A 13,938-nucleotide genomic window follows, 5' to 3' on the forward strand; every position below is an offset into this window, starting at 1 on the left:
TGGACGTTCCCTGTTCTCCCTCGCCGGCTCCACCACCCGTACCCGGTGAACCGGCTCGCGGCGGCACCCGTCGGCGCCTCCGCCACCCGCCAGCCAACCACGGTGTTAGCGCTATCACCAACCCCGGGGTGTCCCGGCCGGCATCGTCGCCCGGCCCCGGGCCGGCGGGTCACCGCCTACGTCTGTCGTCGGGTCACGACGCGTTGCAGCACGATGAACACGAAGAGCAACACGCCGATCACGATCCTGGTCCACCAGGAGCTGAGATCGCCCTGGAAGGTGACGATCGTCTGGATGAGCCCGAGCACCAGCACCCCGAGCACGGTGCCGACCAGGTAACCCGAGCCGCCGGTCAGCAGCGTGCCGCCGATCACCACGGCGGCGATCGCGTCGAGTTCCAGGCCGACCGCGTGCCCGTTGTTGCCGGAGAGCATGTAGAAGCTGAGCAGCAGCCCGCCGAGCGCCGAGCAGAACCCGCTGATCGTGTAGACCGCGATCCGGGTACGCCCCACCGGCAGCCCCATCAGCAGCGCCGACTGCGGGTTCCCGCCGATCGCGTACGTGTTGCGACCCAGCCGGGTGTAGCCGAGCACGTAGATCCCGATCGCCACCACCACCAGCGCGATGACCACGCTGGTCGAGATGAAGAAGCCGCCGAACCGGATCCGCTGCTGCGCGATCGAGGTCCAGAACGGGTCGTCGATGGTGATCGACGAGGTGCTGATCGTGTAGCAGAGACCCCGGGCCAGGAACATCCCGGCGAGCGTGACGATGAAGGGCTGGATCTCGAAGTAGTGGATGATGCAGCCCATCGCGAAGCCGAGCAGGGCACCGATCAGCAGCACCAGCGGCAGCACCAGGTATGGCGACCAGCCCCGCTCCTCCAGCAGCGAGGCGGAGAGCATGGTGGTCAGCGCGACCACCGAACCGACCGAGAGGTCGATGCCGCCGGTCAGGATCACGAACGTCATGCCGACCGCGACCACCAGCAGGAAGGCGTTGTCGACGAAGACGTTCAGCACCACCTGGGTGTCGGAGAAGCCGTCGTAGCGCAGCACCCCGGCGCTGTACATCAGGACCAGCAGGGCGAGAGTGGCGAAGATCGGCAGGTACTTCTGCTGCGGGCGCAGCATCCGGCCCCGCCCGTTCGCGACCGTACCGGGGACGGCGGTCATGCCGGCACCTCCACCTTCGGCTGGCGCTCGCGCTCCGGAGCGGGCGGCAACGGCGGTTTCCGGCGGCGGCCGAAGACCTTGGCCCGGAAGGCCGGCGACTGGAGCAGGCAGACGATCGTCACGACCAGCGCCTTGAACAGCAGCGTGGTCTCCGGCGGGATGCCGATGCTGTAGATGGTGGTGGTGAGGGTCTGGATGATCAGGGCGCCGAGCACCGTACCGCCGAGGGAGAAGCGACCGCCGGCCAGCGACGTACCGCCGATCACCACCGCCAGGATGGCGTCCAGCTCGATCCAGAGGCCGGCGTTGTTGCCGTCCGCGCTGGAGACGTTGGAACTGATCATCAGTCCGGCGACCCCGGCGCAGAAGGCGGCGAAGACGTACCCGGTGAAGATGATCCGCCGGGCGTGGATGCCGGCCAGCCGGCTCGCCTCGGCGTTGCCGCCCACCGACTCGATCAGCAGGCCGAGTGCGGTACGCCGGGTCAGCAGCAGCGCGAGCCCGAAGACCAGCAGCGCGACCAGGATCGAGAACGGCACGGTCAGCCAGTAGCCGCCGCCGATCAGCTTGTACGGCGAACTGTTGACCGTGATGATCTGCCCGTCGGTGATGAGCTGGGCCAGCCCTCGGCCGGCGACCATCAGGATCAGGGTGGCGATGATCGGCTGGATGCCGAACTGGGCGACCAGCAGGCCGTTCCAGGCGCCGAGCAGCAGGGCCAGCCCGAGGGCGAGTCCCACCGCCATCAGTACCCCGAGCACGCTGTTCTGGTCACCCAGCTCGCTGATCCGCAGGCAGGCCAGCGCGCCGCAGATGGCCACGACCGAACCGACCGAGAGGTCGATGCCGCCGGTGGCGATCACCAGGGTCATGCCGAGCGAGACCAGGATCAGCGGCGCCCCGAACCGCACGATGTCGATCAGGCTGCCGTAGAGGTGCCCCTGCCGGACGTCGACGGCGAAGAAGTCGGGGGTGAAGAACAGGTTGCTGACCAGCAGTACCACCAGGGTCAGCACCGGCCAGAAGAACCGGTGCCGTACGAGGCCGGCCATCACACCTCCTCCCGGACGACGACCGCGTCCGTGTCGTGCGGTTGGCCAGCCGCGTCGGGTGGCGCCGAACCGTGTCCACTCGCGATGATCGCCATGATCCGCTCGGCGGTCACCTCGTCGTCGTTGGCGAGTTCGTCGACCATCCGCCGGTCCCGGAGTACGGCGATCTTGTGGCTGAGCCGGAGCACCTCCTCCAGCTCGGCGGAGATGAAGAGCACCGCCATCCCGCCGTCGGAGAGCGTGACCACCAGGCGCTGGATCTCCGCCTTGGCGCCGACGTCGATCCCCCGGGTCGGCTCGTCCAGGATCAGCAGCCGGGGTTCGGTGATCAGCCAGCGGGCCAGCAGCACCTTCTGCTGGTTGCCGCCGCTGAGCTGGCCGACCAGCGCCTCCGGGTTGGCCGGCACGATGCGCAGCGCCTTGACGTACTTGTCGACCAGCTCGTCCTGGCGGCGCCGGGGCAGCGGTCGGGACCAGCCCCGGGCGGCCTGTAGGGCCAGGATGATGTTCTCCCGGACGGTGAGTTCCGCGACCAGCCCCTCGGTGCGGCGGTTCTCGGAGCAGAAGGCGATGTCCCGGTCCATCGCGCTGCGCGGGCCGCGCATCACCACCGGCTCGCCGTCCACCCGCAGCTCTCCGGCGTCGGCCCGGTCCGCGCCGAAGAGCAGCCGGGCGATCTCGGTACGCCCCGAGCCGAGCAGCCCGGCCAGCCCGACGACCTCGCCCCGGTGGATGGTGAGGCTGAACGGGGCGACCGCGCCGCCCCGGCCGAGCCCGGCCGCCTCGACCACCGGCTGCCCCCGCTCCAGGGTGGCCAGGGAGCGCCGGGGCTGCTCCTCCAGTTCCTCCAGCACCGCGAGTTCCTTGCCGATCATCGCGCTGACCAGGTCGAGCTGGCTCAGCTCCCGGGTGGCGTACTCCCCGACCCGCCGACCGTTGCGCAGCACGGTCATCCGGTCGGAGATCTCGTAGACCTGGTCGAGGAAGTGGCTGACGAAGAGGATCGCCATGCCCTCCTGCTTGAGTTGGCGCATCACCCGGAAGAGCTGCCCGACCTCGTCGGCGTCCAGGCTGGAGGTCGGCTCGTCCAGGATGAGCACCTTGGCGGAGATGTCGATGGCCCGGGCGATCGCGACCATCTGCTGCACCGCCAGGGAGAGGCTGCCGAGCGGGGCCGAGACGTCGACGTCCAGCCCCAGCCCGTCGAGCAGTTGCCGGGACCGGCGCCGCAGCTCCGCCCAGTGGATGGCGCCGAAGCGGCGCGGTTCCCGGCCGATGTAGATGTTCTCCGCGACGGAGAGGTTGGCGCAGAGGTTGACCTCCTGGTAGACGGTGCTGACCCCGGCCTGCTGCGCCTGCAACGGGCCGGCGAAGCGGACCGGGGTGCCGTCGAGGACTATCTCGCCCTCGTCCACGTCGTACACCCCGGTCAGCACCTTGATCAGCGTCGACTTCCCGGCGCCGTTCTCGCCCATCAGGGCGTGCACCTCGCCGGGGAAGAGCCGGAAGTCGACCTCGTCGAGTGCCCGTACGCCGGGGAACCGCTTGCCGATGCCGGTCATGGTCAGGATCGCCCGGGGCTGCCCCGACGTCTCCATCCGCCCTCCTCCGTCCGTCGCGTCGTTCGGGTGCGGGATCCTCGGTCAGTACTGCCGGTTCGGCAGCGCGGCCTTGGCCTGCTCCTGGTTGAACGTGGTCTCCTCAGTGATCACCCGCTCCGGCACCGTCTCACCGGCGACGACCTTCTTCACCAGGTCCATCAGCTGTGGGCCGAGCAGCGGGCTGCACTCGACGATGAAGTTGATTTTGCCGTCGGCGAGCGCCTGCATGCCGTCCTTCACCGCGTCGACCGTGATGATCTTGATGTCGACGCCCGGTTTCTTGCCGGCGCCCTCGATCGCCTCGATCGCACCGAGCCCCATGTCGTCGTTGTGCGCGTAGAGCACGTCGATGTCCTTGTGGGCCTTGAGGAAGGCGTCCATCACCTCCTTGCCCTTGGCCCGGGTGAACTCGCCGGTCTGCGAGGCGATCACCTTGAACTTCGGGTCCGCCTTGATGACGTCCGCGAAGCCGGCCTTACGGTCGTTGGCCGGCGCCGAACCCGTGCTGCCCTGCAGCTCCACGATGTTCACCGGCTCGCTCTTGCCCTGGTACTCGGTGACCAGCCACTCACCGGCCTTCTTCCCCTCAAGCACGAAGTCGGACCCGATGAAGGTCTTGTACAGCGTCTTGTCCGGGGAGTCGATCGCCCGGTCGGTCAGGATCACCGGGATCTTGGCGTCCTTGGCCTCGCGGAGCACCGTGTCCCAACCGGACTCCACCACCGGGGAGAAGGCGATCACGTCGACCTTCTGGGTGATGTAGTTCCGGATGGCCTTGATCTGGTTCTCCTGCTTCTGCTGCGCGTCGGAGAACTGGAGGTCGATGCCGGCCTCCTTCGCCGAGTCCTGGATGGACTTGGTGTTAGCGGTACGCCAGCCGCTCTCGGCACCCACCTGCGCGAAGCCCAGCGTGATCTTGCCATCGTCGTTTCCGGAGCCGCTGCCCTCGCCGCCGTCGCCTCCGCAGGCGGCCAACGCGGTCACCATCAGTCCGCCGAGTACAACGGCGGAGATCTTTTTCAGCACCGTTTCCTCCTCGCCTGGGAACATCGTTGTCTGTCGTAGTTACCGTTCACACGCAAGGCCGACCAGTACCCCGCTGCGCCGCTGGCGCGATGCCGGAGATTCCTGGATTCGGCCCAGTCTGCCACGGAGAACGCCGACCTTCTGGGCACGCCGGACGATCCACAGGGCTTCCTGTTTCGTGAGTGTTAACGTTCTCATGCCGGCCGTCAAGAGGTACTTCCGGCGACGGTATGGATCCGTGATGCTGGAAGTCGGCGGACCTGCACGCCAGGCGGCCGGCCGAGACGAAGGAGCGGCTGTTGACAGCTGACCGTATCGACGCCGGTGACCAGCCCGGCGTCCCGGTACCCCGGACCCGGGGCTCCGTGATGCGCGACGTCGCACGCCTGGCCGGGGTCTCCCACCAGACCGTCTCCCGGGTGCTCAACGACCACCCGAACGTCCGGCCGGAGACCCGCGACCGGGTGCTCGCCGCGATGCGGGCGCTGAACTACCGGCGCAACTCCGCGGCCCGCACCCTGGTCACCCGCCGGTCCCGCACCCTGGGACTGATCGCCTACGAGACCACGCTCTTCGGCCCGGCCTCCACTCTGTACGGTCTCGAACAGGCCGCCCGGGCCGCCGGCTACTTCGTCAGCGTGGCGAGCGTACGCGCGCTGGACCGGGAGTCGGTGCTGGACGCGGTCGACCGGCTCTGCGAGCAGTCCGTGGAGGGGATCGTCGCGATCGCCCCGCAGAGCAGTGTGGGAACCGCCCTGGCCCAGGCGCCGGCCGGACTGGCGGTGGTCGGGGTCGGCGGCGGCGGCGAGCACGTACCGACGGTCTGCATCGACAACTCCACCGGCGCCGCGATGGCGACCCGGCACCTGCTCGAACTCGGGCACACCACCGTGCAGCACATCGCCGGCCCACCGGACTGGCCGGAGGCGCGGGACCGGATCGAGGGCTGGCGGGAGGCGCTGCACGCGGCCGGCGCCCCGGTGCCGGCGCCCCGGCCCGGCGACTGGAGCGCCCGGGCGGGTTACGAGCACGGCCGGCTGCTCGCCGCCGACCCGACCGTGACCGCCATCTTCTGCGGCAACGACCAGATCGCACTCGGCGCGCTGCGGGCCCTGCACGAGGCCGGGCGTCGGGTACCGGACGAGGTCAGCGTGGTGGGCTTCGACGACGTACCGGAGTCGGGCTACTTCCTGCCGCCGCTGACCACGGTCCGGCAGGACTTCGCCGAACTGGGCCGACGCAGTCTGGATCTGCTGATCGAGCAACTCGAAAGCGGCGGTCGGACCAACCGGCGGGTCTCGTTGACTCCCCGCTTCGTCGCCCGGACGAGTTCCGGACCGGCACCCGGCTGAGCGGCGCACCGGGCCGGGGACCCGCGCCCGAAATGCGGGGGCCGGATTAATCGCCGATAGCGCGCCACGCCCAGAATGACACCCGTCCACCCTGCCGTGGCGGCGCCACGCCGGCATACCACGGAAGCCTTACTCCGGTGGGGATACCGCGCGCGTCGACGCCAGAAGTGAAGTCCCGGCGGGCGCCGCCGACGCGCGAGAAATATCCAATGTCTTGCAGAATTGGCATGCGATCAGTCAAACTCGACTCCTAGCAATAAATGTTCACGAGGAGTAATCGACCATGGCGAAGCAGGTAATCACACTTCTGACCGACGACCTCGACGGCGGCGAGGCCGACCGCACTGTCGAGTTCGGCCTGGACGGCGTCAACTACACGATTGACCTGTCGGATAAGAACGCCGGCAAGCTCCGCAAGGCGCTCGATGTTTACATCCACGCGGGCAGCCGGGTCGGGCGCGGCCAGGTGGAAAGCCGTCGGTCGGTCCGGCGCGGCGGCACCACGAGCCCGACCCGAAGTGACCGCGACCTGAACCGCGCCATCCGGGAATGGGCCGTGCAGAACGGCTACGAGGTTTCCGAGCGGGGTCGCATTCCGTCGTCGGTGGTGCAGGCGTACAACAGCCGGTGAGCGGGCCGGGCACGGGCCGGGACCTGCCGATTCCCGGCCGGGGCGCGGGCCGGAATGGTCGCCCACCCCCCGCCGTAACACCAGGTGCCACCGGCGAGAGCGTCGCCGGTGGCACCCGCGTGCCGGGCCGCCGGGCTACCGGCCGCCGCTGCTCGACGACGGCGTCGGCGGGGCGGCGGGCTTGTCGGCCGGCCGCTTCTCGGCGGCCGGTGGTCCGCCGCTCGCCGGTGCACCCGGCGCCGGTGAGGCCGGCCTGACGTCGGCGGGCACCGGCAGGGCGCTGCCCTTGACGAACTCGTCCCAGCTCACGTTCCAGGCGGTCCAGCCGTTGCCCTGGTCGAGGGTGACCTCGGTGCCCTTGATCGTCACCAGGTCGCCGATCCTGGTGGTCTCCATCAACCACTCCGAGTTCGCGTCCGACACGTTCGTGCAGCCGTGCGAGACGTTCCGCTCCCCCTGCTCCCCGACGGACCAGGGCGCCGCGTGGATGAACTCGCCGCCCCAGGTCAACCGCTGCGCGTTGAAGACGGTGACCACGTAGGGGTCCGGGGAGCCCGTGGTGTCGAAGACCGTCGACTCGTGCTTCTCCATGATCACCATCTTGCCGCTCGACGTCGGGGTGCTGCTCTTGCCGAGGCTGACCGGGATCTTCTTGACCAGCACGTCGTCCTTGAACACCGACATCTGCTTGGTGGCGTTGTCGATCTCCAGGAAGACCCGGTTACCGATCTTCGCGGTGCCGGTGCGGTCGGTGTCACCGAAGCTGCCCTCACCCATCGGTACGCCGTCCAGGGCGGCCCGGACACTGATCGTGGTACCCGGACGCCAGAAGTCGGGAGCACGGTAGGAGACCTGTCGGCCGTTCTCGTCCCACGACCAGACACCCGGCTGCGGCGGGTCGGTGCTGACCAGCAGCCGTCGCTGGATCCCGGCGCGGGCGTCCTTCGGGATGTCGGAGGCGAATGAAACCGTTATCGGCATCGCCACCCCGTAGGTCTGGTCACTCTGCAGATTAAGGTTGCTCACGGTCCGCTTAGCCGGTTTGTCCATGGTGCTGAAGGTCGTCTTCTGGGTGACCACCTTCCCGGCGTCATTCTTCGCGGTTACCTCGGCGGTATAGGTCTGCTTGTTCGCCAACGCCTTGCTCGGCATCCAGCTCGTACCATCCGCACGCATCGCGCCATCGACCCGGACGCCGTTGGCATCCGTCACCACCACGTCGGCGACCTTCCCGTCCGTCACCGCCGTACCGATCTCGACACTGGTCGGCAGATCCCGGCTATCCGCTGCGGGGGTAATCGTCAGCTTCGGTGGTGGCGGTGCCGGCCGACCGACCCGCTCAAGCGGATTGCCCGTGCAGCCCGCCAGAACCAGTGGTATGGCGGTCATCACGAGCATCACCAACAACACCGCTCGACGCCTCATCACCATGCTCCCCCCACCCCATTCCTCCGCTCCCGCTCGCAAGGCTTTCGCCCTGGATGGTCACGCCGCAGCGCGGCGAGAACCGCCATTACCCCCGGAATCGCCGCTCAACCAAGGGGTAAACCCCGCCGACACCGGCGGTTTTTCCCGATCCCGGGCCTGCCGGTACCCCGGGAGGCGGTGGTTTCTGGCATCCTGCTCGGATGCAACAGATCGATCTCGGCCTGCCGACACCCCTGGACTGGGAGGTCGCGCCGGCCGACTGGGCCCGCGACGACGTCACCGCGCTCACCGTCAGCGCACCGGCCCAGAGTGACCTCTTCGTGGACCCGGCCGGCGGCGAGCCGGTGCTCTCCGCCCCCCGGTTGTTGACCGCCGCACCCGAGGGCGACTTCCAGTTCTCGGCCCGGGTCCGGGTCGGCTTCGCCGGCACCTACGACGCCGGCAGCCTGCTGCTCCACGCCGGCCCCCGGCACTGGGCCAAGCTCGCCTACGAGCACTCACCGCAGGGCACCGCGATGGTGGTCTCGGTGATCACCCGCGACGTCTCCGACGACGCCAACGGGTTCGTGGTCGCCGACGCCGCCCCGCTCTGGCTGCGGATCTCCCGGATCGGGCCGGCCTGGGCCTTCCACGCCAGCACCGACGGGACGTGGTGGGAGTTCGTCCGGCACTTCCGGCTCGACCCGACCGCGACACCGCTCCGGTTCGGCCTCTCGGCGCAGTCGCCGACCGGCGCCGGCTGCCCGGTCTGGTTCGACCGGATCAGCTTCTCCGCCACCCGCCTGGCCGACCTGCGGGACGGCCGGTAGCTCCGCCCGGCCGTCCTTCCCGGACGGCTCGAACCAGGTCCGGGAAGATCGCCGCTAGCGTAGCTGGCCGCCGCGCAGGTCCTCCTCGATCCGCTTCGCGGTGCCGAGCAGTGGCGGCAGCAGTTCCTTGCGGATCACCTCGGAGCTGCCCCGGCTGGCGTGTGCGGAGACGTTCAGCGCGGCGATCACCGCGCCGTCGGCGTCCCGGATCGGCGCCGCCAGGGACCGCAGCCCCTCCTCCAGTTCCTGGTCGACGATCGCGTAGCCCTGGTTGCAGATCCGGTTCAGGATGGTCCGCAACCGCGCCGGATCGGTGACCGTACGCCGGGTCAGCGGACGCAGCTCGGCGGTGTCGAGGTAGTTGTCGAGCCAGTCGGTCGGCTGGGCGGCCAGCAGCACCCGTCCCATCGAGGTGGCGTACGCCGGGAACCGGGTGCCGACGCTGATCGCCACCGTCATGATCCGTTTGGTCGGTACCCGCGCGACGTAGACCACCTCGTCACCGTCGAGTACCGACATCGAGCAGGACTCGTGTACCTCGGCGACCAGGCTCTCCATGTGCGGCTGGGCGACCTCGGGCAGGCTCAGGCTGGACAGGTAGGCGTAGCCGAGTTCGAGGATCCGGGCGCGCAGCGAGAAGAGCCGCCCGTCGGTACGCATGTAACCCAGCTCGACCAGGGTGAGCAGGAACCGCCGGGCCGCCGCCCGGGTCAGTCCGGTCGCCCGGGCCACCTCGCTGAGCGTCAACTGCGGATGATCGGCGTCGAACGCCCGGATGACCGCGAGTCCCCGCTCCAACGACTGGACGAACTCACCGGTCCGGGGCGTCTCCTCGGTCACCTCGGTCACCCGTCCTCCTGCCGCAGTGTCTCCTGGGCGACCTTGAACGCCCGGTTCGCCGCTGGAACGCCAGCGTAGACGCTCACCTGGAGCAGAACCTCCCGGACCTCGTCCGGGGTCAGCCCGTTGCGCAGCGCCGCCCGGACGTGCATCGCCAGCTCCTCGTCGTGGTGCAGGGTGGCGAGCACCGCCAGCGTGATGCAACTGCGGGTACGCCGGTCCAGCCCCGGCCGGGTCCAGATCTCGCCCCAGGCGTACCTGGTGATCAGGTCCTGGAAGTCCGCCGTGAACTCGTCGGTGCCGGCGACGGCGCGGTCCACGTGCGCGTCGCCGAGCACCTCGCGCCGGACCGCCATGCCGGCCGCGTGCCGCTCCCGGTCATCCATCCACCGACTCCCTCCACCCGCTCCGTTCCGGCCGCCCGCCCCCGGTCGGGTCTTCGAGGTGTGCCAGGAGCAGCCCGGCGACCCGGTCCGGCTGCTCCACACTGGCCAGATGGGCGGCGTCGCCGACCACCCGCAGCCCGGCGCCGGGAATCCGGTCGACAAGCAGCCGGACGTCCTCGATCGGGATCGCCGGATCGTTCGCGCCCGCGATCACCAGCGTCGGTGCGGTGATCCGGGCCAGGTCGTCCCGCAGGTCCATCCCGGCGATCGCCTCGCAACAGCCGGCGTACCCCTCGGGTGGGGTGGCGGTGAGCATCGACCGGTACTCGGCGACCACCTCCGGCCGGCTCGCCGCGAAGCCCTCGGTGAACCACCGCCGCAGCACCGGCTCGGCGACCGCCTCGACCCCGCCGGCCCGGGTGGCGGCGGCCCGGTCCCGCCAGCCCTGCGCCGGACCGAGCCGGGCCGAGGTGCAGAGCAGCACCAACCGGTCGATCCGGTCGGCGGCGTTGACGGCCAGCCACATCCCGACCATCCCGCCGAGGGAGAGCCCGGCGTACGAGACCCGGGGCACGTCGAGGTCGTCCAGCAGCCGGAGCACGGCGTGCCCGAGATCCGCGATCGAGTACGGGCCGGCCGGCACGTCGGAGTCACCGTGCCCGAGGTGGTCGTACCGGACCATCCGGTACCGCCGGGTCAGCGCGGGCAGCTGCGGCTGCCACATCGCCCCGGAGGTGCCGAGCGAACTGCCGAGTACCAGCACCGGCGCGTCGGCCGGCCCGTCGACGCAGGCGTGCAGCCGGGAGGTCATCTCGGCTTCTCCGTGTTCGGGTACGCCCCGGACGCCCGGTACTCCCGCAGCGCCCGGTCGACGAAGGTGCCGGCCGAGCCGAGCCAGTTGGCCGGATCGAGCGCCCGGTCCAGCTCCGGCTCGCCGAGCCGGGCCCGTACCGCCGGGTCGGCCAGGAGTGCGGCCCGGAAGTCGGGTGCGGCGGCCGCCCGGGTCAGCACGTCGTGCGCGTCGGCCCGGCCGAGCGCCGGGGCGAGTCGGGCGGCGACCGCCTCGGCGAGTACCCGGCCGCCGAGCGCGTCGAGGTTGTGCCGCATCCGCTCCGGGCGTACGTCGAGCCGGGAGAGCAGCCGGGCGATCCGGCTGGCCGCCCCGCCGGCCAGCCGGAGCAGGTCGAGCAGCGGTTCCCACTCGGCGTGCCAGCCGCCGGTGGCCCGTTCGTGCTCCTGCACGGCGGCGGCGAAGAGCGTGCCGACCAGGTGCGGCCCGCGCCGGGCGGCCGCGCCGAGCAGCACGGCGTCCACCGGGTTGCGTTTGTGCGGCATCGCCGATGAGCCGCCCCGGCCCGGACCGCCGCCCTCGGCGACCTCGGCCACCTCGGTCTGGGCGAGCAGCCCGACGTCCAGGCCGATCTTGCCGGCGGCCGCGAGCAGGCTGCCGAGCGCGGCGGCCAGGTCGAGCAGCGGCTGCCGCCGGGTGTGCCAGGGCAGCGTGGGCGCGGCGAGGCCGAGCCGGGCGGCGAACCGGGCGGCCACCTCCGGCCCGGCCGGGCCGAGCGCGGCCAGGGTGCCGACCGCCCCGCCGAGCTGTGCCGGCAGCGCGGACCGGGCGGCGGCGAGTCGGGTCCGGGCGTCCAGCAGGGCGAGCAGCCAGCCGGCGGCCTTCAGCCCGAAGGTGGTGGGTGCGGCCGCCTGGCCGAGGGTACGGGCCAGCGTCACGGTGTCCCGGTGTCGCTCGGCGAGCCCGGCGGCGGCGGCGAGTGCGGTGTCGAGCTGGCGCAGCAGCGGCTCACCGGCCCGGCCGGCGACCAGCACCAACGCGCTGTCCAGCACGTCCTGGCTGGTGGCGCCGTGGTGCACCCAGGGCCGGGCGGCGGCCGGTACCGCCTCGGTGAGCTGGCGGACCAGCGGCACCACCGGGTTGCCGGCGGCGTCGGCGCCCTCGGCGAGCGCGGCGAGGTCGAACCGGTCGGGATGGCACTGCCCGGCGATCGCCTCGGCGGCCGGCGCCGGCAGCACGCCGCAGTCGGCGCCCGCCTCGGCGAGCGCCCGCTCCACGTCGAGCAGCGCGGTCAGCAGTGCCCGGTCGGTGAGTTCGGCGTCCACCTCGGCCGCGCCGGAGAGCCCGGTGAGCAGCCCGGCGCCGGGCGCGGCCGCCTGCTCAGACCGCGAAGAAGACGGTTTCATCCGGGCCCTGTAGGTGGATGTCGAAGCGGAAGCCGTCCGGGGCCGGCCGGGCCACCAGGGTGGCGCGGCGGGCCGGGTCGATCGAGCCGAGCACCGGGTCGGCGGCGTTCGCCGCCTCCTCGTCCGGGAAGTAGAGCCGGGTCACCAGCCGGTGCAGCAGGCCGCGCGCGAAGATCGACAGGTTCAGGTGCGGTGCCTCGGTCTCACCGTCCGGGCCGGGCAGGGCACCGGGCCTGAGGGTACGGATCTCGTACCGGCCGTCGGGGTCGGTGGCGCTGCGGCCGAAGCCACGGAATCCGGGTACCGACGGCGGGCGGGCGCCCCGGGGGTCGTCCGGATGGTCGAACCGGCCGTCCGGATCCGCCTGCCAGGTCTCCACCAGCGCGTCCGGCACCGCCTCACCGGCGCCGTCGAAGATCTGGCCGCGGATCCAGATCGCCCCGGGGGTCCCGTCCGGCACCACGTCCGGGCCGTCCGGCCAGAGCAGGCCGATGTGCAGGTACGGCCCGACCGTCTGCGCGGGCGTCGAGCCGAGCGGCGGCGTCGGGGCCAGCGCCGCCGTGGCGGCCGGCTCGGCGGAGGTGTCGACGGCCGGGCCGGTACCGAAGGTCGGGCTCAGGTCGGTGTGCCGCTCAGTCATCGTCCTCGCCGTCCTCGAAGGGGGTGGCCTCCCGGCCGCGCAGTACCAGGTCGAACTCGAAGCCGAGCGCCCACTCCGGCTCGGTCACCGAGTGGTCGTAGCGGGAGATCAGCCGCTCCCGGGCCAGCGGGTCACGGACCGAGTTGAAGACCGGGTCCTGGAAGAAGAGCGGATCGCCGGGGAAGTACATCTGGGTGACGAGCCGCTGGGTGAACGCCTGGCCGAAGAGGGAGAAGTGGATGTGCGCCGGCCGCCAGGCGTTGGGGTGGTTCCGCCAGGGGTAGGCGCCCGGTTGCACGGTGACGAACCGGTAGTGGCCGTCGGCGTCGGTCAGGGTCCGGCCCACCCCGGTGAAGTTCGGGTCGAGCGGTGCCGGCCAGTTGTCGACCGCGTGCCGGTACCGCCCGGCCGCGTTCGGCTGCCAGATCTCCACCAGGGTGTTCGGCACCGGCCGGCCGTTGCCGTCCAGCACCCGGCCGTGCACGATGATCCGCTGGCCGAGCGGCTCCCCGGCGTGCTGCCGGGTCAGGTCGTGGTCCAGGTCGCCGAGCCGGCCCTCCCCGAGCAGCGGCCCGGTGACCTCGGTCAGCCGCTGCGGCAACAGGGCCAGCGGCTGCTTCGGGGCGCGCAGGTTGGTGGAGCCGTAGTCGGGGAAGAGCAGCGGCGGGTGGGTGTCCGGGTCGTCGTGCCGGTAGCGGGGCAGCACCAGCCGGCCGGCGCGGGTCGGGCCGGCGGTGCTGCCGGTCGCCGCGTCGACGGTCGGCAGGTCGGGGTCCGCGGAACGGATGTGCTCGGTGGTCAT

14 protein-coding genes are annotated in these 13,938 nt (G+C 71.2%); 3 read left to right on the forward strand and 11 right to left on the reverse strand.

Annotated elements, in window-relative coordinates:
• Positions 1 to 176: 176 nt before the first annotated feature.
• From yjfF to C6361_RS06435, 4 genes are read right to left on the reverse strand one after another with little or no spacing between them, the layout of a single operon-like run.
• Complete coding sequence (gene yjfF, locus C6361_RS06420; protein ID WP_199853270.1) at positions 177 to 1,175, reverse strand: galactofuranose ABC transporter, permease protein YjfF; 999 nt, start codon at positions 1,173 to 1,175, stop codon at positions 177 to 179.
• Positions 1,172 to 2,227 (reverse strand): ABC transporter permease, encoded by a 1,056-nt coding sequence (locus C6361_RS06425; RefSeq protein ID WP_107256312.1) that lies wholly within the window; start codon positions 2,225 to 2,227, stop codon positions 1,172 to 1,174. Before C6361_RS06425 ends, yjfF begins: the two co-directional genes overlap by 4 nt.
• Positions 2,227 to 3,825, reverse strand: coding sequence for a sugar ABC transporter ATP-binding protein (locus tag C6361_RS06430; RefSeq protein ID WP_199853271.1), 1,599 nt, complete (start codon positions 3,823 to 3,825; stop codon positions 2,227 to 2,229). The genes C6361_RS06425 and C6361_RS06430 overlap by 1 nt, the downstream gene beginning before the upstream one ends.
• Positions 3,826 to 3,870: 45 nt before the next feature.
• Positions 3,871 to 4,815 (reverse strand): ABC transporter substrate-binding protein, encoded by a 945-nt coding sequence (locus C6361_RS06435; protein ID WP_234359572.1) that lies wholly within the window; start codon positions 4,813 to 4,815, stop codon positions 3,871 to 3,873.
• 407 nt (positions 4,816 to 5,222) lie between these two features.
• Here C6361_RS06435 and C6361_RS06440 point away from each other — a divergent pair, with 407 nt between their 5' ends.
• Both C6361_RS06440 and C6361_RS06445 read left to right on the forward strand, forming a co-directional pair.
• Entirely contained in the window at positions 5,223 to 6,206 is a 984-nt protein-coding gene (locus C6361_RS06440; RefSeq protein ID WP_107256316.1) for a LacI family DNA-binding transcriptional regulator, read from the forward strand.
• Positions 6,207 to 6,489: 283 nt separating this feature from the next.
• A complete protein-coding gene (locus C6361_RS06445) occupies positions 6,490 to 6,837 on the forward strand; it encodes an Lsr2 family protein (protein WP_107256318.1) in 348 nt (115 codons plus the stop codon).
• Between the two features lie 135 nt (positions 6,838 to 6,972).
• Here C6361_RS06445 and C6361_RS06450 read toward each other — a convergent pair whose 3' ends face one another.
• Entirely contained in the window at positions 6,973 to 8,268 is a 1,296-nt protein-coding gene (locus C6361_RS06450) for an Ig-like domain-containing protein (protein WP_107267104.1), read from the reverse strand.
• Between the two features lie 197 nt (positions 8,269 to 8,465).
• Between C6361_RS06450 and C6361_RS06455 the strand changes: the two genes are divergently transcribed.
• Positions 8,466 to 9,074, forward strand: coding sequence for a DUF1349 domain-containing protein (locus C6361_RS06455; RefSeq protein ID WP_107267105.1), 609 nt, complete (start codon positions 8,466 to 8,468; stop codon positions 9,072 to 9,074).
• Between the two features lie 54 nt (positions 9,075 to 9,128).
• Here C6361_RS06455 and C6361_RS06460 read toward each other — a convergent pair whose 3' ends face one another.
• Genes C6361_RS06460 through pcaH form a run of 6 tightly spaced genes read right to left on the reverse strand, consistent with a single transcriptional unit; the run spans position 9,129 to position 13,938 of the window.
• A complete protein-coding gene (locus C6361_RS06460; protein WP_234359369.1) occupies positions 9,129 to 9,923 on the reverse strand; it encodes an IclR family transcriptional regulator in 795 nt (264 codons plus the stop codon).
• Positions 9,920 to 10,300, reverse strand: a complete 381-nt coding sequence (pcaC, locus tag C6361_RS06465) for a 4-carboxymuconolactone decarboxylase (protein ID WP_107267106.1) — start codon at positions 10,298 to 10,300, stop codon at positions 9,920 to 9,922. Before pcaC ends, C6361_RS06460 begins: the two co-directional genes overlap by 4 nt.
• Positions 10,293 to 11,111 carry a 3-oxoadipate enol-lactonase gene (gene pcaD, locus C6361_RS06470; RefSeq protein WP_107267107.1) on the reverse strand — a complete coding sequence of 273 codons (819 nt, stop codon included), beginning with the start codon at positions 11,109 to 11,111 and terminating at the stop codon, positions 10,293 to 10,295. Before pcaD ends, pcaC begins: the two co-directional genes overlap by 8 nt.
• The gene (pcaB, locus tag C6361_RS06475; protein ID WP_107267108.1) at positions 11,108 to 12,496 is read right to left on the reverse strand and encodes a 3-carboxy-cis,cis-muconate cycloisomerase; all 1,389 of its coding nucleotides are present in this window, start codon (positions 12,494 to 12,496) and stop codon (positions 11,108 to 11,110) included. Before pcaB ends, pcaD begins: the two co-directional genes overlap by 4 nt.
• Positions 12,471 to 13,136 carry a protocatechuate 3,4-dioxygenase subunit alpha gene (gene pcaG / locus C6361_RS06480; protein ID WP_107267109.1) on the reverse strand — a complete coding sequence of 222 codons (666 nt, stop codon included), beginning with the start codon at positions 13,134 to 13,136 and terminating at the stop codon, positions 12,471 to 12,473. Before pcaG ends, pcaB begins: the two co-directional genes overlap by 26 nt.
• The gene (gene pcaH, locus C6361_RS06485) at positions 13,129 to 13,938 is read right to left on the reverse strand and encodes a protocatechuate 3,4-dioxygenase subunit beta (RefSeq protein ID WP_107267110.1); all 810 of its coding nucleotides are present in this window, start codon (positions 13,936 to 13,938) and stop codon (positions 13,129 to 13,131) included. Before pcaH ends, pcaG begins: the two co-directional genes overlap by 8 nt.

Source organism: Plantactinospora sp. BC1, assembly GCF_003030345.1.
Lineage (GTDB): Bacteria > Actinomycetota > Actinomycetes > Mycobacteriales > Micromonosporaceae > Plantactinospora.